Source organism: Amycolatopsis sp. cmx-4-54 (genome assembly GCF_046548895.1).
Taxonomy (GTDB): Bacteria; Actinomycetota; Actinomycetes; order Mycobacteriales; family Pseudonocardiaceae; genus Amycolatopsis.
The window spans coordinates 154,112-175,938 of the sequence record NZ_JAEBEJ010000012.1 but is presented as its reverse complement, the minus strand read 5'-3'; the positions used below and the strand labels follow the sequence as shown (position 1 = coordinate 175,938).

General features: G+C 69.2%; 24 protein-coding genes. 11 read left to right on the top strand and 13 right to left on the bottom strand.

Annotated features, from left to right (window positions below; all coding sequences use genetic code 11):
- The first annotated feature begins 2 nt into the window (after window positions 1-2).
- Window positions 3-380, top strand: coding sequence for a DUF3224 domain-containing protein (locus ACLJQ7_RS33855; RefSeq protein ID WP_410652309.1), 378 nt, complete (start codon window positions 3-5; stop codon window positions 378-380).
- Window positions 381-464: 84 nt separating this feature from the next.
- Here ACLJQ7_RS33855 and ACLJQ7_RS33850 read toward each other — a convergent pair whose 3' ends face one another.
- The 3 genes from ACLJQ7_RS33850 to ACLJQ7_RS33840 all read right to left on the bottom strand — a co-directional run bounded on the left by ACLJQ7_RS33850 (window position 465) and on the right by ACLJQ7_RS33840 (window position 3,621).
- Window positions 465-1,406, bottom strand: a complete 942-nt coding sequence (locus ACLJQ7_RS33850; RefSeq protein ID WP_410652221.1) for a S1C family serine protease — start codon at window positions 1,404-1,406, stop codon at window positions 465-467.
- A gap of 119 nt (window positions 1,407-1,525) precedes the next feature.
- Window positions 1,526-2,854, bottom strand: a complete 1,329-nt coding sequence (locus ACLJQ7_RS33845) for a M20 family metallopeptidase (protein ID WP_410652220.1) — start codon at window positions 2,852-2,854, stop codon at window positions 1,526-1,528.
- Window positions 2,851-3,621, bottom strand: coding sequence for a class I SAM-dependent methyltransferase (locus tag ACLJQ7_RS33840; RefSeq protein WP_410652219.1), 771 nt, complete (start codon window positions 3,619-3,621; stop codon window positions 2,851-2,853). Before ACLJQ7_RS33840 ends, ACLJQ7_RS33845 begins: the two co-directional genes overlap by 4 nt.
- 141 nt (window positions 3,622-3,762) lie before the next feature.
- On the opposite strand from ACLJQ7_RS33840, the gene ACLJQ7_RS33835 reads away from it, so the two are divergent.
- Genes ACLJQ7_RS33835 through ACLJQ7_RS33825 form a run of 3 tightly spaced genes read left to right on the top strand, consistent with a single transcriptional unit; the run spans window position 3,763 to window position 6,738 of the window.
- Complete coding sequence (locus ACLJQ7_RS33835) at window positions 3,763-4,704, top strand: DNA-3-methyladenine glycosylase family protein (RefSeq protein WP_410652218.1); 942 nt, start codon at window positions 3,763-3,765, stop codon at window positions 4,702-4,704.
- A gap of 35 nt (window positions 4,705-4,739) precedes the next feature.
- Window positions 4,740-5,453: a M50 family metallopeptidase gene (locus ACLJQ7_RS33830; protein ID WP_410652217.1), complete on the top strand. Its 714-nt coding sequence runs from the start codon at window positions 4,740-4,742 to the stop codon at window positions 5,451-5,453.
- A gap of 52 nt (window positions 5,454-5,505) precedes the next feature.
- On the top strand, window positions 5,506-6,738 hold the full coding sequence (locus ACLJQ7_RS33825; RefSeq protein WP_410652216.1) for an aldehyde dehydrogenase family protein: 1,233 nt from the start codon (window positions 5,506-5,508) through the stop codon (window positions 6,736-6,738).
- A 144-nt stretch (window positions 6,739-6,882) separates the two neighbouring features.
- Here ACLJQ7_RS33825 and ACLJQ7_RS33820 read toward each other — a convergent pair whose 3' ends face one another.
- From ACLJQ7_RS33820 to ccrA, 4 genes are all read right to left on the bottom strand, one after another.
- Entirely contained in the window at window positions 6,883-8,031 is a 1,149-nt protein-coding gene (locus ACLJQ7_RS33820; RefSeq protein ID WP_410652215.1) for an adenylate cyclase regulatory domain-containing protein, read from the bottom strand.
- Window positions 8,031-8,480: a universal stress protein gene (locus tag ACLJQ7_RS33815; protein WP_410652214.1), complete on the bottom strand. Its 450-nt coding sequence runs from the start codon at window positions 8,478-8,480 to the stop codon at window positions 8,031-8,033. Before ACLJQ7_RS33815 ends, ACLJQ7_RS33820 begins: the two co-directional genes overlap by 1 nt.
- Before the next feature lie 105 nt (window positions 8,481-8,585).
- On the bottom strand, window positions 8,586-9,722 hold the full coding sequence (locus ACLJQ7_RS33810; protein WP_410652213.1) for a chromosome segregation protein: 1,137 nt from the start codon (window positions 9,720-9,722) through the stop codon (window positions 8,586-8,588).
- 77 nt (window positions 9,723-9,799) lie between these two features.
- Window positions 9,800-11,140: a crotonyl-CoA carboxylase/reductase gene (gene ccrA / locus ACLJQ7_RS33805; RefSeq protein ID WP_410652212.1), complete on the bottom strand. Its 1,341-nt coding sequence runs from the start codon at window positions 11,138-11,140 to the stop codon at window positions 9,800-9,802.
- Between the two features lie 203 nt (window positions 11,141-11,343).
- On the opposite strand from ccrA, the gene ACLJQ7_RS33800 reads away from it, so the two are divergent.
- Window positions 11,344-11,712: an SPW repeat protein gene (locus ACLJQ7_RS33800; RefSeq protein ID WP_410652211.1), complete on the top strand. Its 369-nt coding sequence runs from the start codon at window positions 11,344-11,346 to the stop codon at window positions 11,710-11,712.
- 16 nt (window positions 11,713-11,728) lie between these two features.
- A complete protein-coding gene (locus ACLJQ7_RS33795; protein ID WP_378442692.1) occupies window positions 11,729-12,292 on the top strand; it encodes a TetR/AcrR family transcriptional regulator in 564 nt (187 codons plus the stop codon).
- Here the strand turns inward: ACLJQ7_RS33795 and mce are convergent.
- On the bottom strand, window positions 12,286-12,735 hold the full coding sequence (mce, locus tag ACLJQ7_RS33790) for a methylmalonyl-CoA epimerase (protein ID WP_410652210.1): 450 nt from the start codon (window positions 12,733-12,735) through the stop codon (window positions 12,286-12,288). The two genes, ACLJQ7_RS33795 and mce, sit on opposite strands and share 7 nt — an antisense overlap.
- Before the next feature lie 131 nt (window positions 12,736-12,866).
- On the opposite strand from mce, the gene ACLJQ7_RS33785 reads away from it, so the two are divergent.
- Window positions 12,867-14,048 (top strand): acetyl-CoA C-acetyltransferase, encoded by a 1,182-nt coding sequence (locus tag ACLJQ7_RS33785; protein ID WP_410652209.1) that lies wholly within the window; start codon window positions 12,867-12,869, stop codon window positions 14,046-14,048.
- Window positions 14,049-14,053: 5 nt separating this feature from the next.
- The gene (gene meaB, locus ACLJQ7_RS33780) at window positions 14,054-15,022 is read left to right on the top strand and encodes a methylmalonyl Co-A mutase-associated GTPase MeaB (protein ID WP_410652208.1); all 969 of its coding nucleotides are present in this window, start codon (window positions 14,054-14,056) and stop codon (window positions 15,020-15,022) included.
- 3 nt (window positions 15,023-15,025) lie between these two features.
- Here the strand turns inward: meaB and ACLJQ7_RS33775 are convergent, their stop codons facing one another.
- On the bottom strand, window positions 15,026-15,370 hold the full coding sequence (locus ACLJQ7_RS33775; RefSeq protein WP_410652207.1) for a beta/gamma crystallin domain-containing protein: 345 nt from the start codon (window positions 15,368-15,370) through the stop codon (window positions 15,026-15,028).
- A 115-nt stretch (window positions 15,371-15,485) separates the two neighbouring features.
- Entirely contained in the window at window positions 15,486-16,073 is a 588-nt protein-coding gene (locus tag ACLJQ7_RS33770; RefSeq protein WP_410652206.1) for a hypothetical protein, read from the bottom strand.
- A gap of 146 nt (window positions 16,074-16,219) precedes the next feature.
- On the opposite strand from ACLJQ7_RS33770, the gene ACLJQ7_RS33765 reads away from it, so the two are divergent.
- Window positions 16,220-16,900: a peptidylprolyl isomerase gene (locus ACLJQ7_RS33765; RefSeq protein ID WP_410652308.1), complete on the top strand. Its 681-nt coding sequence runs from the start codon at window positions 16,220-16,222 to the stop codon at window positions 16,898-16,900.
- Window positions 16,901-16,982: 82 nt separating this feature from the next.
- Here ACLJQ7_RS33765 and ACLJQ7_RS33760 read toward each other — a convergent pair whose 3' ends face one another.
- Entirely contained in the window at window positions 16,983-18,362 is a 1,380-nt protein-coding gene (locus tag ACLJQ7_RS33760; RefSeq protein WP_410652205.1) for a PLP-dependent aminotransferase family protein, read from the bottom strand.
- A 46-nt stretch (window positions 18,363-18,408) separates the two neighbouring features.
- Between ACLJQ7_RS33760 and ACLJQ7_RS33755 the strand changes: the two genes are divergently transcribed.
- Together ACLJQ7_RS33755 and ACLJQ7_RS33750 are read left to right on the top strand one after the other, a co-directional pair.
- On the top strand, window positions 18,409-18,873 hold the full coding sequence (locus ACLJQ7_RS33755) for a carboxymuconolactone decarboxylase family protein (RefSeq protein WP_016336647.1): 465 nt from the start codon (window positions 18,409-18,411) through the stop codon (window positions 18,871-18,873).
- Window positions 18,870-19,613 carry an isocitrate lyase/phosphoenolpyruvate mutase family protein gene (locus ACLJQ7_RS33750; RefSeq protein WP_410652204.1) on the top strand — a complete coding sequence of 248 codons (744 nt, stop codon included), beginning with the start codon at window positions 18,870-18,872 and terminating at the stop codon, window positions 19,611-19,613. The genes ACLJQ7_RS33755 and ACLJQ7_RS33750 overlap by 4 nt, the downstream gene beginning before the upstream one ends.
- A 202-nt stretch (window positions 19,614-19,815) precedes the next feature.
- Here ACLJQ7_RS33750 and ACLJQ7_RS33745 read toward each other — a convergent pair whose 3' ends face one another.
- Window positions 19,816-21,444, bottom strand: coding sequence for a cation acetate symporter (locus tag ACLJQ7_RS33745; RefSeq protein ID WP_410652203.1), 1,629 nt, complete (start codon window positions 21,442-21,444; stop codon window positions 19,816-19,818).
- Window positions 21,441-21,782: a DUF485 domain-containing protein gene (locus tag ACLJQ7_RS33740; protein WP_410652202.1), complete on the bottom strand. Its 342-nt coding sequence runs from the start codon at window positions 21,780-21,782 to the stop codon at window positions 21,441-21,443. The genes ACLJQ7_RS33745 and ACLJQ7_RS33740 overlap by 4 nt, the downstream gene beginning before the upstream one ends.
- Window positions 21,783-21,827 lie beyond the last annotated feature (45 nt).

The window sequence follows — 21,827 nt, the reverse complement described above, 5'->3', positions numbered from 1 at the left end:
GCATGACCAACACCGCGACAGCGTCGTTCACTGTGGACGGCTGGGAACCTCAAACCACCGAGAAGCCCGAAGACACCGAGTTCTCGCGGATACTGCTGACCAAAACCTTCACCGGTGACGTCGAGGGGACCAGTGCCGTGGAGATGCTGACGGCGGTAAACGAGACGTCGTCGGCGTACGTCGCCTTCGAGCGGCTGGCCGTCACTGTCGACGGGCGCAAGGGCGGTTTCGTCCTGCATCACTCGGCGGGGGAGAACGGGCATCACCTGATCGTCTTGCCGGGTTCCGGGCACGGTGAGCTGGCAGGTATCACCGGAACGGCGGAGATCGTCAAGGACGACGAGGGCAACCACACCTTCACGCTGACCTACGAACGCTGAAAGTCCGTGAAGGCCTCTGGCGAAGGAGGCCTTCACGGACAGTGCCTGCTGGGCCGCCCCCTGACAGCGGTCCAGACGGCCGGGTCAGCCGACGATCTGCTCGACGATCTTCTTCGCGTCGTTGATGGGGATCGCGAAACCGATGCCGATGCTGCCGGTCGAGGTGGGGTTGTACAGCGCCGAGTTGATGCCGATGACGTTCCCTTGCGCGTCCACCAGCGCCCCGCCCGAGTTGCCCTGGTTGATCGGGGCGTCGGTCTGGATCGCGGTGTAGCTCGGCCCGGCTTCGTTCGTGGTCCTGCTGTAGGGCGAGCGACGTTCCTGGCCGCTGCTCAACTCGTCGAGCTTGCGGTTCAGCGCGCTCACGATCCCGGTGGTCACGGTGTTCTGCAGTCCGCCGGGCGAGCCGATCGCGACGACCTGCTGGCCGACGGCGAGCTTGCTCGAGTCGCCGAGCGAAGCAGGCGTCAGGCCGCTCGCGTCCTTCGCCTGGAGCACGGCGATGTCGGCCTTCGTGTCGGCGCCGACCACGCTGGCCTTGTACTGCTTGCCGTCCGACAACGTGACGGTCACGTCGCCCTCGGTGTCGGCGACCACGTGGGCGTTGGTGAGGATGCGCCCGTCCGCCGTCAGGATGACGCCGGAGCCGACCGCCTCACCTTGCGCGGTGGTCACGTTCACCTGGACGACGCTCGGCGTCACCTTCGCGGCGACCCCGCTGACGTCACCCGAAGTGGTGTTCCCGACCAGTTGCCCGTTGGCGACCGCGGACGAACCCGTGCCCGACGCCGACGACGCGGAGCCGAGCCCTGAGATCGCCGCTCCGCCGACCCCGCCGACGAGTGCGGCGGCGAGCGCCGCCGCACTGACGAGTACGGCGACCCGGCCGCCCTTCTTGCGCGGCGGCGGGGTGACGAGTGGATTCGGCGCGGCCTGCCAAGGGGTGTAACCGGGGTACTGCTGCTGGTGCGGCGGCTGGTGCCCACCGGTTGAGGCGGGGCCTGGCCGACTCTCGTTCTCGGTCATGGCACCAGATTCGCGCCCGTACTTGTGAATCGCCTGTGGAATACCCCTGTGCTTTCCTGAGAAGAATCACCCGAGACTCCGCCCCATGCGCTCTCAGCGGGAAAGAGCACTTCAAGCGGTCAGTCGAAAAACGCCGGGACGTCCAAGGCGCCGCCCGACGCCTCGAACTCCTCGTGCACCGCGGCGCGGAGTTTCGCGTCGGCCAGGTAGTCGACGGCGGTCAGCGCCAGCCCCAGGGCGCCGTCGACGACCGCGCGATCGCCGTCCGGCGAACCGGCCGCGGCCGCGAACTCTTTGGTGTGCAAGGCGGTCGTCGGTCCGGCGATGGCGATCATCGGGTGGATCGCCGGCATCCGGTAGGAGAGGTTGCCGAGATCCGTCGAGCCGGTGAGGAATTCGGGCACGATTCCGGGCGGCAGTGGTTTGCGGCCGGCGTCGACCTGGTGCACCGACCAGCGCCCGGCGAGGGTGGTGTTGAACCGGATCGGCAGATACGCGGGCTGGGCGTCCCACCGCAGTTCGACTCCGCAGCCGGTCATTTCCGCCGCGCCGCGTGCGATCGCCGAAACCCGCGCGGCGAGGTCGCGCAGCGTGTCCGGCTGCGCGGAGCGGAGGTAGAACAGCAGGGCCGCGCGTTCGGGGACGACGTTCGGCCGCGCGCCGCCGTCGGTGAAGACGCCGTGGACGCGGTCGCTCGACGGCAGATGCTGCCGCAGCGCCGCGACTCCCTGGTACGCGGTGACGGCGGCGTCGAGCGCGTTGCGGCCCATGAACGGCTGAGCCGAGGCGTGCGCGCCGACACCGTGGAACACCATTTCCAGCTGCCGCCTGCCGAGGAACGGGTGCATGGCGATGTCGTGACTGAACGGGTGCAGCATGACCACGGCGTCGACGTCGTCGAAAACGCCTGCGCGGGCCATCGTCTCCTTGCCGCCACCGCCTTCCTCCGCCGGCGTGCCGATCAGCGAGACCCGGCCGCCCAGCCGTTCGGCGACCGCCGCCGCGCCGAGGAAGCCGCCCGCGCCCGCGGTGCAGATGACGTTGTGGCCGCAGCCGTGGCCGAGCCCGGGAAGCGCGTCGTATTCGGAGAGGACCGCGATATGCGGGCCGCTGCCGGGGGTGGTCGCGACCAAGGCGGTGTCCAGCCCGCCCGCGCCGATCGTCACCTCGTGGCCGTGCCGCTCGAGCAGGTCCCCGAGCGCCCGGACCGAGCGATGCTCGGCGAAACCCTCTTCCGGATGAGCGTGCAGGTCTTGGCTCAGCCCCACCAATTCCGCTTCCAGTGCGCGGATCTCGGCGCTGACGGCGTCCCGCGTGACGGCGTCCGCGCCGTCATGGGACGAACCGAGGGGTTCGGCCGCGGCGACGGCGTCCGCGGTCGCGTCGACCAGCGAGCGGAGGTAGCCGTCGTCGGGGGGAATCGGCGAAGCGTGCTCAGAGCGGATCATTTCCGGATGTTAACTCCTAGCTCGCCCGTGACGATCTGCGTGACACCGGAGTACCGCTCGTCGACGTGGTCGAAGCCGCGCCGGAACAGCTTCGCCGAGATCTCGCCGCGGTCGAACATCCGCTGCCCGCTCAGCCTGCCGAGGACGGTGTCCACCAGCCGCATCGGCTGATCGCCGTGCCGGGCACTGGTCAGCACCACCAGCGAGCCGCCGGGTTTCAGCACCCGGGCGAACGAATCCAGTGCCGCGTCCGGATCGGCGAACATGTGCAGCGCGGCGAAGCAGCAGACGGCGTCCACAGTGGAATCGTCGAGCGGCAGGTCGACGGCGTCGGCGCGCAGGTAGGTCACCGACGGGGGATTGGGCGCGGCGAGCGCCTTCTCCAGCATGGTGACCGAACCGTCGAGCCCGATGGACAGGCCGTCCGGACCGACCGCTTCACCGAAGGCACGCGTGAACCTGCCGGTGCCACAGGCGACGTCCAGCGCGGTCTGGCCGGGGCGCAGGCCCAGCGCTTCGATCGCGATCCGGACCTCGTCCGCCATGCTCGGGCCGTTCAGTCCTTTCGCGACCCTGCCCAGTGCCGGGCGCCAGTACCGCTCGTAGATCATCGGCACGGCGGAGGTGCGCATCAGCCGCTGCGCGAGTCCGGTCGGCGGCCCCGCCTGCGGATTTTCTCCCAGCAGGTCAAGGAAATCCTTCCCGGTGGCGGCGGGCGTGGTGCCCGGCCGCAGCAGGCTCCTCAGACGTTCGCGATGGTCCGGCATGGCTGCTCCCTTCACGGTCCTCACCGGAGAATCTGCCATGACCGGCCCGTTCGCGACATTCCCGCCGCCGCGACCCGAAACTGTCGGTGGCCGTCTCTAACGTCGGAGGGAGTCGCCGTTCCCCAGCCGAAGGAGCCCGAAATGACCGGCTCGATCCTGCAGCACACCGCCACGACCACGCTCCGCATCCCCGTGCGCGGCCCGTTCGACCTCGACAAGTCCATCCGTTTCCTGACCGATTTCCCGCCCGCGTGCCGCGCGGACGCGGGCGCCGAACCCGGCACCCTGCGCTTCGCCTTTCCCGCCGAAGCGGGCTGGGAACATGTCGGTGCGGCCGTCAGACAGAGATCGCCCGGTTCGATCGAAGTGGAGGTCTTCGCCGAAGAGGGGCTGGCCGTCGAAGTCGGCGCCCAGGTCCGGCGGATCCTGTCGGTGGACGTCGACGGTGTCGGCTTCGCCAAGATCGGCACGGCGGATCCCGTGGTGCGCCGCCTCCAGCAGTCGCACCCCGGACTGCGGCCGGTGCTGTTCCATTCGCCCTATGAAGCGGCCTGCTGGGCGATCCTGAGCCACCGGGCGGGGATGTCCCAGGCGGCCACCGTGAAACGACGGCTCGCCGAGGAGTTCGGCAGGCCGGTCGACGTCGGCGGGAAGGTCCTCAGATCGTTCCCGGCGCCGGACGTACTGGCCGGGCCGGACGCCGGGCGTGCCCTGCCGGAGGTGAAGGCCGAGCGGCTGCGCGCCGTGGCCAACGCCGCCAAGGACGGCCTGCTCGACGCCGCGTACCTGCGCGCGATGCCGGTGCCGGACGCGTTGCGCTGGTTGCAGCGCCTGCCGGGGATCGGCCCGTTCTCGGCACAGCTGATCCTGATCCGGGGCGCCGGGCATCCGGACGTCTTCCCTACTGGCGAGCCCCGGCTGCAGGAGGCCATGCGAGCCGCGTACGACCTGCCGCTGGCGCCACCCGAGGAGCTGGAGGAGCTGTCGGCGGTATGGCGGCCGTTCCGCAGCTGGGTGGCTTTCGCCCTGCGCAACGACGGGGAGTTTCGCACGCGCGGGATCGGAGGTTCGATGACCGCCTGACACGGGACAGATCCGGCGTGTGGTGAGCTGATGAGGTGAGCGCGTCTCCCGCCGAAACGGTTTCCGACATCGCCCAGTCCACCCCTCCCGGCACGATCACCCTGGTCACCGGTGGTCTCGCGCTGCTCGTGGTGCTCTCGGGCAGGCCTTGGCGGATCGCCCGCAACCTGATCACGCTCGTCCACGAGGCGGGCCACGCGCTGGCGGCGGTGCTGGTCGGCCGTCGGCTGCAGGGCATCAAACTGCACTCGGACACCTCCGGCGTCACGGTCTCCCGTGGCAAACCGGAGGGGCCGGGGATGGCGTTCACCGCGCTGGCCGGGTACCCGGCGGCCGCGGTGCTCGGGCTGGTGTTCGCGGGGCTGCTCTCCTCGGACCTGATCACCGTCGTGCTGATCACGATGGCGTTGATGCTGCTGGGCGTGCTGGTGATGGTGCGCAACACCTACGGCGTGTTCACCGTGGTCGCCAGCTCGGTGGTGCTCGGCCTGGTCGCGCTGGTGGCGCCCTCGTGGTTCCAGGCGATCTTCGTCTACCTGCTGACCTGGTTCCTGCTGTTCGGCGGTGTCCGGCCGGTGGTCGAACTCCAGATCAAGCGGCGCCGGGGAGCGGCGCGGGATTCCGACGCCGATCAGCTCGGCAGGCTCACCGGGATGCCCGCGGTGCTGTGGGTGCTGGTGATGGCCGTGCTGACGGTGAGCTGTCTCTTCGCGGGCGGGTTGTGGCTGCTGGAGCCGACCGTCGCCTGACCGGGGCGGTACGGCAGACTGATGGCTCGTTCCGCGCGGAAGGAGTCAGCAGATGGATGAGGTCGCCAAGGCCGTCGAGGAATGCGCTCGATCGGCGAAACGGGCCGCGCCGTCGCTGGCCGCCGCCACCGCGGAGGCGATCGACGCCGCGCTGAACGCCATGGCGGACAAGCTGGTCGAGCACGCCGACGTCGTCCTCGAGGCGAACCAGGCCGACATCGCCAAGGCACGCGAGGATGGCATGAGCGCGGGCCTGCTCGACAGGCTCACCATCACGCCCGAGCGGCTGACCGGCATGGCCGAGCAACTCCGTCTTCTGGCAGGCGCGCCGCATCAGGAACGGTCCGTCGACGTGTCCACTTTGGACGGAGGACTGCGGCTGGTGGAACGCCGCCGCCCGGTCGGCGTGATCGGCGCGAACTACGAGGCGCGCCCGAACGTCACGGTGGACGTCGCCTCACAGCTGGTGAAGTCGCGCAACGGTGGCGTGCTCCGCACGGGTTCCGCCGCGCTCGGTTCGGCCCAGCGCCTGCGCGAGAAGGTGATCGCCCCCGCGCTCGCCGAGGCGGGCATCGACCCGGACGTCATCCAGCTGGTACCGCGCGCCGAGCGTGAAGCGGCTTCGGCGCTGGTCCGTTTCCCCGCGCTCGTGCCGCTGGTCATCTTGCGCGGCAGCGGCGACAGCACCCGTGCGCTGGCCACCGAGGCGGCCGTCCACGGCGTCCGGACGCTGGCCCACGCCGACGGTGGCGGCGTGCTGTACGTCGACGAAGCGGCCGACACCGACAAGGTGCGCGACCTGGTTTTCAACAGCCTCGACCGGCTCGGCGTCTGCAACCGGCTGAACCTGCTGCTGATCCACGAGGACGCGCACGACCGTGTCTGGCCCGGCATCTCCGGCGCGCTGGCCGAACGCGGCGTCACGCCCTCGCTCGCCCCGCACGAGCACGCCATCGGCTACGAATGGGCGCTCGACTCGGACCGCGAAGCGACCGTCACCGTCGCGAAGGTCGCCGGCCTGCCCGAAGCGGCGGAGATCGCCAACGAGCGGACCTCCGGCCTGGCCGCCGGCATCGCGACCGAAAGCAGCGAAGCGGCCGACGCGTTCTTCGACGCGTACACCGGCACCGGCGTCTTCTGGAACGCCCCGACCCGGCTGCTGGACGGCTTCAAGCTCCTCGCCGTCCCCGAGACCGGCATCAACCTGGACAAGGTCCCCGGACCGCGCGGTCCGGTCACCTACACCGATCTCTACGTGCGGCAGTACGCCGTGCTCCCCGCCTGATCACGCGTGTCGTCCATCTGATCACGCGCGTCGTCCCTCCAATCACGCGAAATCGCCCGATCGCAGGTCCGCTCTGACCCGAATCGCCACTCGTGACCCAGCCGGAGGCGGTAGCAAAGGTCCCTTGCTCTCCCCGGCAGGGGATCAGCGGCGCCGGCGCTTCGACCGGGGCCGAAGCGGCAACGAGTCCGCGGTGGCGTCATCGACCTCGTCCGGAGCAGGCGTCGGATCCGGAGCGCTCCCAGGCGTCAGCCCCAGCATCTCCGCGGCGAGCTGTTGCGAAGAGGCGAACATGCCCGAAGGCCGGTCCTGTGCCCGGCGCAGGGACGAAGGCCGCAGCCGGTTGTAGCCCCGCACCGAAACCGGCCGCCGCGAGCGGACGTCGTACTGCGGGAAGCCCGAAAGCTCGCCGGCGAGTTCCTTGTCGACCAGGATGGTGCCCGGCCGCGCGGTCGAGGTGAGGCGGGCCGCGAGGTTCACGACCGAGCCGTAGACGTCGCCGAACCGGCTGAGGATCCGGCCTGAGGCCAGCCCGGCGCGCACGGAGGGCAGGGTCTCGTCGGCGTCGGCGCGTTCGGACAGGGCGAGGGCGATCTCGGCCCCGTCGACGGCGGAATCGGCGACGAACAGGACCTCGTCGCCGATCATCTTCACGATCCGCCCGTGGTGATCCGCGACCACCTCGGTGGCGACGGATTCGAATCGGTCGAGGATGCCGGTCAGCTCTTCTTCGCCGACCTGCCTGGTCAGCCGGGTGTAGCCGACCATGTCGACGAAACCGACGACTTCGGTCCTCGCTTCGAGGTCTTCCTCCGGCATGGCCAGCGCCCGGCCCGCGTAGGCGGCCAGGTGGCGGCGCCAGACGAATTCCTGCACCTTCTCCAGCTCGGGCAGGAGCCGCTCGACGAGCCGCCCGATCTGGCGTTCGCTGGCGCCGATCTCCTTGTTCTCGGTGATCATCGTCCACAGCATGTGGACCTGCCATTCCGCGAGGCGCGAAAGGTGCTGGCCCAGCGCGCGCGTCACGGCCAGCTCGATGCTCGGGTCGATCAGTCCGGAGTTCATCAGCTGGTCGGCCGTGCGGATCGCTTCGATGTCGGCGTCGGTGAAGACGACCTCGTCGTCGTCGACCGTCGCGAAGCCCAGCGCACGCCAAAGCCGCCGAGAGCGTTCTTCGGGAACGCCTGCCTTCTCGGCGACTTCGAGCCGGGTGTACTTGCGCCTTCCACCGAGCAGGATCCGTTCGAGGCGCTGTTGCAGCGCGTCGGGCGAGATCTCGCCGGGTTCGGGCATCAGGTGGTGTGGACGATGAGCACGTCCACCCCGGACTTCCGCGCGACCTCGGACGGTACGGAGCCCAGGATGCGGCCCGCGAGCGTGTTCAGCCCGCGGTTGCCGACCACCAGCAGGTCCGCGGAGCGCTCGGCGACGACCTTGCGCAGCGCGTCGACCGGGTCGCCCACGACCGCGGCGGTCTCGATGGTCTTCGCGCCGGCCTTCGCCGCCCGGTCGCGGGCGGACAGGAGGGTGTCCTCGGCCGGTGCCGAGCCCACGACCTGGTACGCCTCGTCACCGAGGACGTCCTGTGCTTTCTCCACGTCACCTTTGTGGGCGGGGTAGTAGGCGCACACGACGACCAGGGTCGCTCCGGAGTCCCCGGCGACACCCGCCGCCCGGTCGACCGCGGCGAACGAGGAATCCGATCCGTCCGTGCCCACGACCACGGTCCGATATGCAGCCATCCGCAACCTCCACCGATCTGACAGCCCGCACCTGCGTGCGAGCAGCGACGATAACCGCTCGGCGAGTGGCTCGCAGGCCGTCGTGAGAGCGGTCGGGTGGAAAGGTTACTCGCCAGTCGGTTTCTGCGCTGCCGCAGGTCGCGGTGAAGGCCTCGCACCGGATGTGGCCTTCGGCACATCGGCCGTCCGGAGCTGCACGGTGGCTTCCGAGTCGGGCGACGGCTTCGCCTTCAGATCCGCCGGGACATGCGGTTCGTCGCCGAGCACGTGCGTCGCCTCGGCGAGCGCGTTCCGCGCGGTGCGGACCTGCTCGGCCAGGCTGGAGCGCACCTTGCGGAGCGCTTCGACCCGTTCGGTGGCCTGCGTGATCCGCCGGTTGGACTCTTCGGTGGCCTGCCGGACGCGGCGGCGTGCCTCGTCGGCCGCCTCCGCGAGCCGGGCGTTGGCCTCGGTGATCGAGTCCTGCTTGCGCTTGTTGGCGTCGGCGACGGACTCGCGCTGACGGCGCTCGATGTCGGCCTTGGCCGACGTCTCCTCTTCGAGCACCTTCGCGCGGATGGCGGCGGCGTCCTCGGTGGCTTCGCGGACGCGGCGGGCGGCCTCGGCCTTGCTCGCGGCCTCCTGCTCGGCCAGCGCGTGCATGGCTTCGGTGCGCCGCGACGCCATCGCGATCTCGAAGTCCTCTTCGACCTGCGTGCGGCGTTGCTGCGACTCGGCGTCGAGCTTGTCGCGCTCGGCCTTCGCCTTGTCGGTGATGTCCTTCGCCTCGGCGCGCGCCTTCTCGAGCACGCCGCGGTGCTCGGCCTCCATCTCCTTGCGACGGAGGTCGAGCTCGTTGAGCAGCTGCTCGTAGCGGGCCCGCATGGCGCTCGCGTCGGTCTCCGCCTTGGCACGGATGTGCCCGGCTTCGGCTTCCGCGCGCGCCTTGGTGTCGGCGGCCTCGTCCTGCGCGAGCCGCAACATGCGCTGCAGGCGCTCGGAAAGGCCTTCGACACTCGTCGGCGGCTGGGCGAGCCTGTCGACCTGCCCGCGCAGGTCCGCGATCTCGCCGCGTGCGATCTCCAGCTGCCGTGCCAGGTCGCCCGCCTGCCCGATGGCGGCATCGCGATCGGCGGTGAGCATCTTCAGATCGGCGTCCAGCCGTTCGAGATGTTCGTCGACCTGCGCACGGCTGTAACCGCGCTTCGCCACGTCGAAGCCGGCTCCCAGCGGCACTAGCTCCCGTTCCTCGCCAAGGCTCATCCTTCTACCGTAGTCGAGCTGGAGTCACGGAAGGGTGAGCACCCACGCAACGCGCGGCGAAAGCACGTTCCGGCGCGCTAAACGTTCCGGAAAGCGTTGATCCCGTCGAGGTGCTTTTCGCGCAGCTCGTGGTTCCGGACACCCAGACCTTCTTCCGGGGCAAGGGTGAGCACGCCGACCTTGCCTTGATGCGCGTTGCGGTGGACGTCCAGCGCGGCCTGCCCGGTGTCCTCGAGCGCGTAGGTCTTCGACAGCGTCGGGTGGATCAGACCTTTCGCGATCAGCCGGTTCGCTTCCCACGATTCGCGGTAGTTCGCGAAGTGGCTGCCGATGATCCGCTTCAGGTTCATCCACAGGTAGCGGTTGTCGTACTGGTGCATGTAGCCCGAAGTCGACGCGCACGTGACGATCGTGCCGCCCTTGCGCGCGGCGTAAACCGACGCGCCGAAGGTTTCGCGGCCCGGGTGCTCGAAGACGATGTCCGGGTCATCGCCACCGGTCAGCTCGCGGATCTTCTTGCCGAACCGCTGCCACTCCTTCGGGTCCTGGTTGTGCTCGTCCTTCCAGAACTTGTAGCCCTCCGCATTGCGGTCGATGATCAGCTCCGCACCCAGCTTCCGGCAGATCTCGGCCTTTTCGGGGCTGGAGACCACGCACACCGGGATCGCGCCGCCGTTGAGCGCGTACTGCGTCGCGTAGGAGCCGAGGCCGCCCGAAGCGCCCCAGATCAGCACGACGTCGCCTTGCTTCATGTCGGCGCCGTTGCGCGAGACGAGCTGGCGGTAGGCCGTGGAGTTCACCAGACCGGGGGAGGCGGCCTCCTCCCAGGTGAGGTGGCCCGGCTTCGGCATCAGCTGGTTCGCCTTCACGAGCGCGATCTCGGCGAGTCCGCCGAAGTTCGTCTCGAAACCCCAGATCCGCTGCTCGGTGTCGAGCATCGTGTCGTTGTGCCCGTCCGGGCCCTCGAGTTCGACGTTGAGGCAGTGCGCGACGACCTCGTCACCCGGCTTCCAGTTGTGCACGCCGGGCCCGGTGCGCAGCACGACGCCGGACAGGTCCGAGCCGACGACGTGATAGGGCAGGTCGTGGCGCTTCGACAGCGGCGAAAGCCGTCCGTAGCGCTCCAGGAACTTGAACGTCGAGACCGGCTCGAAGATCGAGGTCCAGACGGTGTTGTAGTTGATCGCGCTCGCCATGACCGCGACCAGCGCCTCACCGGGGCCGAGTTCCGGCGTCGGGACCTCGTCGACGTGCAGCGACTTGCGCGGGTCCTTGTCCCGGCTTTCGAGGCCTTCGAACATGCCGGCCTCGTCCTTGTGCACGGTCACCCCGCGATAGGACTCCGGCACGTCGAGCGACGCCACGGCGCCGAGGTCATCGTTGAGAATGGCCTGCTGGATCTCGCCGAGCTGCGTCATCGAAACCTCCGCGATTGGGGGGACGGCGTAGGCGCAACAAATTACTCATGAGTAACCAGGTCCACAACTGTACGAGACGTGGAGCACGTACACATCCCGAAGCGTTATCGACCGGTCTTGACCGGCCGGCCAACCAAGCGCACCATGGGCGGTGGAGATCTCTCCGACCTGCAGGTTCAGCCCATATTCGGAGGTGAGCACGCATGAACGAACCCACGACGCGCCCTTGGACCCGTCCCCATGACTGGGCGGAGGTGGTCATCGGTGCCGTGGTCGCGCTTTCACCCCTCTGGATGACCACGGACAACACCGCCATGTGGACGCTCGTCATCCTCGGCGCGCTGGTCGCCCTCGACGGTCTCGCGTCGCTCGCGATGCCTGGCATGGTCTACGGGGAAGGCATTCAGATCGTCCTGGGCGCGCTGCTGTTCATTTCGCCTTGGGTGATGGGATACGCCGACTTCATGGGCGCGTCCTGGACCGCTTGGATCGGTGGCGTCCTGACCGTGGTGGCCGGGGCGGCGGCGATGCCGATCGCCCAGGCGACGCACCGGACGGCGGGACAGCACTGACCCAGGAGGAAACGGCGTGAAAGAGGATTCGGCGAAACAGCGCATCCTGCGAGCCGCGGAGGCGCTCTTCGCCGAATCCGGTTTCGACGCCACGCCCACTTCGCGGATCGCGGAGCGGGCGGGCGTGCCGAAAGGCCTGGTGCACTACTACTTCCGGCGTAAGTCGGATCTGCTGGCCGCACTGGTCGCCGAACTGCCCGACGCCCGGATCGAACCGGCCGTCGTGGTCGTCCCCGGCGACCTCGCGGGCAGTCTTCGCGGCCTCGTCGTCGAACTCGACAGGCGGTTCAACCGGTCCTTGGCGCTGTCGCACCTGCTGTGGCGCGAGGCCGACACGCACCGCGCGGTCCGCGACGCGCTGGCCGAACGCTTCCAGCAACTGGTCCGGCAGGTGAAGGCCGTGATCGTCGCCGCGACGGGCGGCAAGGTCGCGATCGCCGACGTCGATTCGGCGTCGGGACTACTCGCGCGGGCGGTCAGCCACCGTCACGCGACGGCACGGCACACCGAGGACGGGGACCCCGCCGAGATCGACCGCGAGGTCCTCTTCATCGCCTCCGCGTTGACGCGGGATCAGTGACCGTCCTTCGCGGGCTCGACCAACTCGACGAGCACGCCGCCGGCGTCCTTGGGGTGCACGAAGTTCACCCGGCTGTTGGACGTACCGCGCTTCGCTTCGTCATAGAGCAGCCGCAGCCCCTGTGCGCGCAGCGCCGCGGCCGCCGCGTCCACATCGGACACTCGATACGCCAGCTGCTGCAGCCCGGGTCCGCTCTTCGCGAGGAACTTGCCGATCGCGGAATCGTCGCGCAGCGGCGCGAGGAGCTGGATCGCGGTCTCGGTCCCCGCGGTGCCCGGCGCGCGCAGCATCGCCTCGCGGACGCCCTGCTCCTCGTTGACCTCCTCGTGCGCGACCTCCAGGCCGAAATGCTCGGTGTGGAAGGCGATCGCGGCGTCGAGGTCGGGTACCGCGATGCCGACGTGGTCGATGGCCGTCACGAACGGTTTCAGCGCCTGGTTCATGCAGAGCAGGATAGGTGCGCGGGCGGGCGGACCGGCGTGCGCCGCCTCACACTGGCTCCATCAAGAGAGCCGTGACCCGGGTATGGTCGCGAAGACCCCCTTTGCCCTTGCGCCGATGCTTGGAGGACGCCGTGTCCGGTTCCGTGATCCTGGGTGCCGCCCGTACACCGATCGGGCGATTGCTCGGTTCCCTGAAGGATTTCTCGGGCGCGCAACTCGGTGGATTCGCCATCAAGGCGGCGCTGGAACAGGCCGGTGTCTCGCCGGACGCGGTCCAGTACACGATCATGGGCCAGGTGCTCACCGCGGGCGCGGGCCAGATCCCGGCCCGGCAGGCCGCGGTCGCCGCCGGTATCCCGATGAGCGTCCCGGCGCTGACCATCAACAAGGTCTGCCTCTCCGGTCTCGACGCCATCGCGCTGGCCGACCAGCTCATCCGCGCGGGCGAGTTCGACCTGATCGTGGCGGGTGGCCAGGAGTCGATGACCCAGTCGCCGCATCTGCTGCCGAAGTCCCGCGCCGGCTTCAAGTACGGCGACACCACGCTCGTCGACCACATGGCCTACGACGGCCTGTTCTGTGCTTTCGACCAGGTCGCCATGGGCTCGTCGACGGAGAAGTACAACAGCCGCTACGGCATCACCCGCGAGCAGCAGGACGAGTTCTCCGCGCGGTCGCACCAGCGCGCCGCCGCCGCCATCGCGGAGGGCCGCTTCGACGCCGAGATCGCGCCGGTGTCGATCCCGCAGCGCAAGGGCGACCCGGTCGTCTTCTCGAAGGACGAGGGCGTCCGCGCCGACACCACCGCCGAAGGTCTCGCGAAACTGCGTCCCGCCTTCGCCTCCGACGGGACCATCACCGCCGGTTCGGCGTCGCAGATCTCCGACGGCGCGGCCGCGGTCATCGTCGCGAGCAAGGCCAAGGCCGAGGAACTGGGCCTGACCGCGCTCGCCGAGATCGGCGCGCACGGCGTGGTCGCCGGTCCGGACGCGAGCCTGCACGAGCAGCCGTCGAACGCGATCCTGGCCGCGCTGGCCAAGGAGAAGCTGACCGCGGACGAGCTCGACCTCGTCGAGATCAACGAAGCGTTCGCCGCCGTCGGCCTGGTCTCGGCCGACAAGCTCGGGCTCGACCCGGAGAAGGTGAACGTCGACGGTGGCGCCATCGCGCTCGGTCACCCGATCGGCGCGTCCGGCGCGCGGCTCGCCGTGCACCTGATCCACGAACTCCGCCGTCGCGGCGGCGGGCTCGGCGCGGCCGCCCTCTGCGGTGGTGGCGGCCAGGGCGACGCGCTGCTGCTTCGCGTTCCGTAAAGCCCTTGCCGGTACAGCTGGACATCGACGAACTGGTCGGTCGCGCGCGGGACGGCGTCCCCCGCGCGATCGCCCGGTTGCTGTCGCTGGTCGAGGACGCCCATCCACGGTTGCCCGAGGTCGCGGCGAAGCTGACGCCGTATACCGGCAACGCGCGGGTCGTCGGCCTGACCGGTCCGCCCGGTGTCGGTAAGTCGACATCGACGTCCGCGCTTCTCACGGCGCTGCGGGCGCGGGGCCTGCGGGTCGGGGTGCTGGCGATCGACCCGTCGTCGCCGTTCTCCGGCGGCGCGCTGCTCGGCGACCGGATCCGGATGACCGAACACGCCACCGATCCGGGTGTCTTCATCCGGTCGATGGCCACGCGCGGTCATCTCGGCGGGCTGTCGTGGGCGACGCCGCAGGCGGTCCGGGTGCTCGACGCGGCCGGGTTCGATGTCGTGCTGATCGAGACCGTCGGCGTCGGTCAGTCCGAAGTGGACGTCGTGAAACTGGCCGACACCACGGTGGTCCTGCTCGCGCCGGGGATGGGCGACGGGATCCAGGCGGCCAAGGCGGGCGTGCTGGAGATCGCGGACGTGTTCGTGGTCAACAAGGCCGACCGCGAGGGCGCGGACGCGACGGTGCACGACCTCAAGCAGATGATCTCCTTGGTGCGCCGGGAGATCCGCGGTCCGAGCTGGCGTCAGCCGATCGTGCGAACGGTGGCCTCGCGCGGCGAGGGTGTCGAGGACGTCGTCCGCGCGCTGGACGAACACCACGATTGGCTGGTCCGGCGCGACGAGCTGCCCCGCCGCCGTGCGGCGCGGGCCCGGGACGAGGTCGAGGCGATCGCCGTGCAGCGACTGCGCGCGGAAATCGTCGACCTGCGCTCCGGGGACCGGCTCACCGAATTGGCCGAACGCGTGGTCGCGCGGAAACTCGACCCGTTCGCGGCGGCCGAAGAACTCATCGGAGATCTTCGCGGCTCGTGAGATTCAGAGGATTTCGATGACGCGGACCTTGGGCGGGCGATTCGGGAAACTGATATCGGTCCACCGGTTGATCCGCACGTCGGCGCCATTGCTGTCGTAGTACATCAGGTCGTTGTTGCCGGTGTAGATCCGGTCGATCCACCAGCCACCGAAGCTGATCCTCCCTCCGTTGGCGTAGCAGTCGACGCTGTTGCTCCCGCCGAGGTGGGACCAGATCTTCAGGTAGTTCTCCCCGTCGCGGCAGGGGATGTGGTCGATGGCGAACGAGGTGCCGGTCGGGACGAGCAGGCTGAACGTGGCGGCAGCGGCGGCCGCCACGGCCAGGACGCGCTTCTTGGCCGAGCTCACGGAATTCTCCCTTCGGTCGTGGAAAAGGAGTGTGCTCCGAGCATCTCGATCGCCGGTGGGGATTGTCAATTTCCCGGTGCGTCAGGACAACCAACTCTGATCTCGAGGGCAGCCGTCAGAATTCGACGTACATTTTGATGTCACCGAAATCGCTGTCGAGATTGTCCAGATGGGCGATCGCGTCCTCTTTCCAGACCTCGAGCTGATTCGTCTCGCCGTAGGTGAGCTGTTCGCCGTCGGCCACCTTGTGGGCGTAGTTCGTGATCGTGACGGTCTGGCCCCGGCAGAACTCCACGCGCTCCAGGAACCTGTCGGCCATGTCGGGATCGAAGACGCGGCCCATCCGGACGTAGCCGTTGTTGATGTGCTCCTCGCAGTAGAAGTGCGCCGCGGCGGAAGCGATCCACTCGGTGAGCGACGCGTCGCGAGGCGGCCACTTCTCCCGGACGTGCGACTTGAGCTCCCTGGCGAGGCGGATGACCCGGCGCCGTTCGAGATCGGTCAGCCCGTCCTCCTTGCGGAAATCGAGGATCATGTCGTCGACGACCTTGGCGAGCCTGAGCACGCGCGGCTTGTCGAGCTCGGCCGGTTTCTCCGGCGGCAGCCCGGCCATGACCCGCTCGTGCACGAGGACGTACTGCGTGTACGCGTAGAGGAAGGTCAAGGCGTTCAGCTGCCATTGGTGTCGTTCGGCGATCTCCACGGCTTCGACCCTAACCGCGGACCTACTTCCGGACCTGTGTGAGCGCCGGGGATTCACCCTATGCTCTCTTCTTCGTCCACGGCTGGGAGGCAGGAACCGTGCAGAAGATCGCGAAGGTCTTTGTGGCAGTGCTGGGAGCCGGGCTGATGCTCGCGGCCGGCACCGGAACGGCGTCGGCGGAGGGTGCGCCGCCGAAGGTGACGAAGGGGCCGTGCCAGTACACGCAGACGCCGGACGAGCCGGCCGCGCGGCCGGTCCCGCTGCCGCCGGACCCCCGGCACACGCCGGACCGGGGCAAGGTCCCGGTGCAGCTGAAGACCAACCAGGGCAAGATCGACCTGACCCTCGATCGGGCGAAGGCGCCATGCACGGTGCAGAGCTTCCTGCACCTGGCGAAGCACCGGTTCTACGACCGGACGACGTGTCACCGGCTGACCGTGTACCCGACCTTGAAGGTGCTGCAGTGCGGTGACCCGAGCGGTACCGGCGAGGGCGGCCCCGGCTACAAGTACAAGGACGAACTGCCCGTGGGCCTACCTCCCGCGCCGACCGACCCGACCGGCGAGCGCAAGGTGTACGCGCGTGGCGTCCTCGCGATGGCCAACGCGGGTCCGGCGACGAACGGCAGCCAGTTCTTCGTCGTGTACGGCGACTCGGCGCTGCGCCCGAACTACACGATCTTCGGCACCGTGGGCCACGAAGGCCTCGAAACGCTGGACGACGTCGCCGCCGGTGGCATCAAGCCGACCCCGGAGAACCCCGCCCCGGTCGACGGCGCCCCCGTCCTGAAGACCGACATCCTCCGGGCACGCCCCTGGTTCTGCTGACCTCCCCTCATGCGTTTCGTCCTCTGGATGCGGTAGTTGGCAGCGCGTACTACCGCATTCAGAGGACGAAATGCGGGGGTTGTCAGGTGACTTCGAAGATGGCCTCGCGCAAGGCCTGGGTGGCGCCGCCGAAAGCGTGCTTCGCGGCGGCGCCGTACCCGATGATGAGCCCTTCGCGTTGCGGTTCGCCGATCCAGTGACCGCTGAGCCCTTCGAGCCCGATCGCGCGACGGCGGCAGGCGGCCAGCACCTCCATCTCCCGGGGAAGCTCGCCGGGGAACTGGAGCACCAGGTGCAGCCCGGCGGAGATCCCCTGCGGCAGTACGGAATCCGGCAGGGCCGCGAGCAGTTTGTCGCGCCGGGAGCGGTATTCGACACGGCAGCGCCGGATGTGCTGGTCGTAGGCGCCCGATTCGATCAGTTCGGCCATCGCCAGCTGGTCCAGCAAGGCGGGCCGCGCACCGCTGTCGGCCATCGCCGCGCGCACCGGTTCGACCAGGAATCGCGGCAGCACCATCCAGCCCAGGCGCAGCGACGGCGCGAGGGTCTTGCTCGTCGTGCCCACGTACACGACCCGTTCGGGTGCCAGTGCCTGCAACGCGCCGACCTGCTGATGGTCGAACCGGAACTCGCCGTCGTAGTCGTCCTCGATGACGACGGCGCCGGTCTCCTCCGCCCATCGGGTGAGTTCGGCCCGTCGCCGCGGAGCGAGGGTGACACCGAGCGGGTACTGGTGCGCCGGGGTGACCACGACCGCCGGACTGTCCAAAGCGGACACCGCGATCCCGTGGTCGTCGACGGGGACGCCGACCACGCGGGGACCGTTGGCGGCGGCGATGTCCCGGTAGATGTGCAGCGACGGGTTCTCGAACGCGATCTCGTCCGCGCCGCGCGCGTGCAGGACCCGTGCCAGTACCGCGATCGCGTGCGAGAACCCGGAACACACCAGGATGCGGGCCGGGTCGGCGATCACGCCGCGGCTGCGGGCCAGATACGCGGCGAGCGTTTCCCGCAGCTCCGGGGCACCGGACTCGGCCGTGTAGTCGAACGCCGACATCGGCGCCTGGTGCAGGGCGCGCCGTGTCGCGGTGAGCCAGGCGGAGCGGGGGAACGCGGACAGGTTCGGCCTGCCGGGGCGCAGGTCCCAGCGCGGCGCCGGGTCGCGGGGGGCCGGCCTCGGCGGTGACGCGGGCAGCGCGCCGGCCGTCGCGACGCGGGTCGGCGCGCCCTGCGCGGTCCGCAGGTATCCCTCGGCGGCGAGGTCGGCGTAGACCCGGGTGACCGTTCCCCTTGCCACGCCGAGGTCCTGCGCCAGCGCCCTGGTCGAGGGCACCGCGGCGCCTGCCTGCCAGCGTCCCTCGCGAATGGCCGCGCGGATCGCCGCGGCGAGCCCGCTCCTGCCGCTTTCGGGACGCCAGTCCAGATGGACGTCTATTCCCGAACTGGACCACGATTCTGCCATGGGACTGGACCATACCCGTGGGCCAGTCGCCGCTAGATTCGACGGCATGACCGAGCGAATCCATGTGGGCAAGCGAGTGCCCGAGATCTACCAGGCCATGGCGAAACTGCAGGCCGAAGTCGAGAAGGCCGCCGCCAACGCCGGTGTCGACCAGAAGATCCTCGAACTGGTGAAGATGCGTTCGTCGCAGATCAACCACTGCGCGTTCTGCCTCGACATGCACTCCCACGACGCGCTGCAGATGGGCGAATCGCCGCGGCGGCTGTTCGTGCTGCAGGGCTGGCGCGAGACCGAACTGTTCACCGAGCAGGAGCGCGCCGCGCTCGCGCTCACCGAGGCGATCACGAACGTCGCGACCCTGCACGACGTCCCGGACGACGTCTACGAGGAGGCCACCCGCGTCTTCACCGAGGAGCAGTACCGCGCGATCGTCTGGGAGGCCATCGCGATCAACAGCTGGAACCGGATGTGCGTGACCAGCCACGCGCCGCTGCCCGAGCGCGCCGAATGACGGCGGCTCGGCTGCGGGAGCTGCACGTCGCGGGGACTCCGCTGCTCCTGCCGAACGCGTGGGACGCCGACAGCGCGCGGCTCGTGGAAGCCGCCGGGTTCCCGGTCGTGGCGACGAGTTCCTTCGCCGTGGCCAAGGTCCTCGGCTACGAGGACGGGGAAGACGCGCCCGCCGCCGAGATGTTCGCGGCGGCGGCGCGGATCGCGCGGGCGGTCTCGGTTCCGGTGACCGTCGACGTGGAAGGCGGATACGGGCTCGAAGCGGGGGAACTCGCGGCGAGGCTGGCCGAGGCGGGTGCCGTCGGCTGCAACTACGAGGACACCGATCACGCTTCAGGCGGGATGCGTCCACTCGAGGCGCAGGCGGAACGGGTCGCGGAGTTGCGCGAGGCCGCCGGGGACGCGCTGGTGATCAACGCCCGCGTCGACGGCTTCCTCGGCGCGTCCGACGAACGAGCGGTACTGGACGACGCGATCTTGCGGGCCAAGGCGTACTTCGAGGCCGGGGCGGACTGCGTCTACCCGATCATGGTGAAGTCGCCGGAGGTGCTCGGCGAGTTCGTGAAGGCGGTGAAGCCGGGAGCGGTCAACGCCGCTCCGATGCCCGGAGGCCCCGATCTCTCCGCGCTCGCCGCACTGGGGGTGGCGCGGATCTCGCTGGGCACGGGGCTGTGGAAGTCGGCCCGGGCCGATCTCCGCGCGAAGCTGGCCGAACTGACGGCGGGGAAGCTGCCTTACTAGAGGAATGGGAACCGGGACGGTGCGGCCGGGGGCGTCGGATGCCGGCCGCACCGTCCCGGCGACTGGGGCGCAGTCCTGTGAGTCATCTTCGCGGTCTTCGCCCAGGTGGTCCCTGACGGCACGGGCAGACCCGGTACGAGGCCGGACCGCCAGGAACCACCTGGATCACGAAGCCCATCGAACCTGACTCACAGGACAGCGCCTAGTGGGCGACGGCCTTTTCGGCGCCCGCCCCGGTAAGGGATCGGACCTCCATCTCGGCGTACTTCTTCTGGTTGTGCTCCTTGGACAGCACGGTCCCGAGCCAGCCGAGGAAGAACGCGACGGGGATCGAGACGATGCCCGGGTTGTCCAGCGGGAACCAGTGGAAGTCGACGCCCTGGATCATCGAGGCGCTCTTCCCGGTCTTCGCGTCCACCGGCTTACCCGAAACCGCCGGCGAGAAGACGATCAGCACGATGCAGACCGCGAGACCGCCGTAGATGCTCCACAGCGCGCCCTGGGTGTTGAACCGCTTCCAGAACAGCGAGTACAGGATCGTCGGCAGGTTCGCCGACGCCGCCACCGCGAAGGCCAGCGCCACCAGGAACGCGATGTTCTGCCCGTTGGCGAGGATGCCGCCGAGGATCGCGACCGCGCCGATCACCAGCGCGGTGATCCGGGCGACCTTCACCTCCGAATTCGGGGACGCCTTGCCCTTCTTGATCACGTTGGCGTAGACGTCGTGCGCGAACGACGCCGATGCCGTGATCGTCAGGCCCGCGACCACCGCGAGGATCGTCGCGAAGGCGATCGCCGCGATCAGGCCCAGCAGGACCGGCCCGCCGAGTTCCAGTGCCAGCAGCGGTGCCGCCGAGTTCACGCCGCCCGGGGCGGCCTTGATCTTGTCCGCGCCGACCAGCGCGCCGGCGCCGTAGCCGAGCACCAGGGTGAACAGGTAGAAGACGCCGATCAGCGCGATCGCCCACACCACGGAACGACGGGCTTCCTTCGCCGTCGGCACCGTGTAGAAGCGCATCAGGACGTGCGGCAGGCCCGCGGTTCCGAGCACCAGCGCGATACCCAGCGACAGAAAGTCGAGCTTCGTCGTGCCGGTCTTGCCGTACTGGTTGCCCGGCCCGAGCAGCGCTTCACCGGCACTGCCCGCCCTGTCCACGGCGCCCTGCAGCAGCGCGGAAAGGTTGAAGCCGTACATGGCGAGCACCCACAGCGTCATCGCCAGCGCGCCGGCGATGAGCAGCGCCGCCTTGATGATCTGGACCCAGGTGGTGCCCTTCATCCCGCCGATGAGCACGTAGGCGATCATGATGATGCCGACGATCACGATGATCGCGGCCTGCCCGGCCTTGCTCTCGATCCCGAGCAGCAGCGCGACGAGACCACCGGCCCCCGCCATCTGCGCCAGCAGGTAGAAGAACGAGACGGCCAGCGTGGACGTCGCCGCCGCGGCCCGCACCGGGCGCTGCTTCATCCGGAACGCCAGCACGTCGCCCATGGTGAACTTGCCGGTGTTGCGCAGCAGTTCCGCGACCAGCAGCAACGCCACCAGCCACGCCACCAGGAACCCGATGGAGTAAAGGAAACCGTCGTAACCGTAGATGGCGATCGCGCCCGCGATCCCGAGGAACGACGCGGCGGACAGGTAGTCGCCCGCGATGGCGACGCCGTTCTGCGGGCCGGTGAACGCGCGGCCCGCGGCGTAGTAGTCCGACGCCGTCTTCGTGTTGCGGCTCGCCCGGAACACGACGAACAGCGTGACCACCACGAACAGGCCGAAGATGGTGATGTTGAGTACGGGGCTGCTGCCCTCGACTCCGGCGGCGAGGTTCATTTGGCCTCACTCTCGATGTCCGTGCGGATCTTTTCCGCGAGGGGGTCGAGTTTCCTGTTCGCGTAGCGGACGTAGAGCCCGGTGATCACGAAGGTCGAAACGAACTGCAGCAGACCGAAGACGAGGCCGACGTTGATGTTCCCGACCAGCTTCGTGCTCATGAAGCCGTGCGCGTAGTCGGCGAGCAGCACGTAGAGCAGGTACCAGAGGAGGAACAGCGCCGAGACGGGGAAGACGAACCGGCGCAACCGAGCCCGCAGTTCCTTGAACTCCGCGCTGTCATGGGCTTTGTCCCAGTCCGTTTCCGGTGGACTGGGAGCGTTCGTTTCGGTACTCATCGTGCTCTCCTCGCACCGCGAATGTGTTCCGCGACACGTTAAGGA

Bases quoted from the DNA above. Each gene is read 5' to 3' on its own strand.
- ACLJQ7_RS33855 (WP_410652309.1), top strand. From the start codon at position 3: ATGACCAACACCGCGACAGCGTCGTTCACTGTGGACGGCTGGGAACCT.
- ACLJQ7_RS33850 (WP_410652221.1), bottom strand. From the start codon at position 1,406: ATGACCGAGAACGAGAGTCGGCCAGGCCCCGCCTCAACCGGTGGGCAC.
- ACLJQ7_RS33845 (WP_410652220.1), bottom strand. From the start codon at position 2,854: ATGATCCGCTCTGAGCACGCTTCGCCGATTCCCCCCGACGACGGCTAC.
- ACLJQ7_RS33840 (WP_410652219.1), bottom strand. From the start codon at position 3,621: ATGCCGGACCATCGCGAACGTCTGAGGAGCCTGCTGCGGCCGGGCACC.
- ACLJQ7_RS33835 (WP_410652218.1), top strand. From the start codon at position 3,763: ATGACCGGCTCGATCCTGCAGCACACCGCCACGACCACGCTCCGCATC.
- ACLJQ7_RS33825 (WP_410652216.1), top strand. From the start codon at position 5,506: ATGGATGAGGTCGCCAAGGCCGTCGAGGAATGCGCTCGATCGGCGAAA.
- ACLJQ7_RS33820 (WP_410652215.1), bottom strand. From the start codon at position 8,031: ATGCCCGAACCCGGCGAGATCTCGCCCGACGCGCTGCAACAGCGCCTC.
- ACLJQ7_RS33815 (WP_410652214.1), bottom strand. From the start codon at position 8,480: ATGGCTGCATATCGGACCGTGGTCGTGGGCACGGACGGATCGGATTCC.
- ACLJQ7_RS33810 (WP_410652213.1), bottom strand. From the start codon at position 9,722: ATGAGCCTTGGCGAGGAACGGGAGCTAGTGCCGCTGGGAGCCGGCTTC.
- ccrA (WP_410652212.1), bottom strand. From the start codon at position 11,140: ATGACGCAGCTCGGCGAGATCCAGCAGGCCATTCTCAACGATGACCTC.
- ACLJQ7_RS33800 (WP_410652211.1), top strand. From the start codon at position 11,344: ATGAACGAACCCACGACGCGCCCTTGGACCCGTCCCCATGACTGGGCG.
- mce (WP_410652210.1), bottom strand. From the start codon at position 12,735: ATGAACCAGGCGCTGAAACCGTTCGTGACGGCCATCGACCACGTCGGC.
- ACLJQ7_RS33765 (WP_410652308.1), top strand. From the start codon at position 16,220: ATGCTCGCGGCCGGCACCGGAACGGCGTCGGCGGAGGGTGCGCCGCCG.
- ACLJQ7_RS33760 (WP_410652205.1), bottom strand. From the start codon at position 18,362: ATGGCAGAATCGTGGTCCAGTTCGGGAATAGACGTCCATCTGGACTGG.
- ACLJQ7_RS33755 (WP_016336647.1), top strand. From the start codon at position 18,409: ATGACCGAGCGAATCCATGTGGGCAAGCGAGTGCCCGAGATCTACCAG.
- ACLJQ7_RS33750 (WP_410652204.1), top strand. From the start codon at position 18,870: ATGACGGCGGCTCGGCTGCGGGAGCTGCACGTCGCGGGGACTCCGCTG.
- ACLJQ7_RS33745 (WP_410652203.1), bottom strand. From the start codon at position 21,444: ATGAACCTCGCCGCCGGAGTCGAGGGCAGCAGCCCCGTACTCAACATC.
- ACLJQ7_RS33740 (WP_410652202.1), bottom strand. From the start codon at position 21,782: ATGAGTACCGAAACGAACGCTCCCAGTCCACCGGAAACGGACTGGGAC.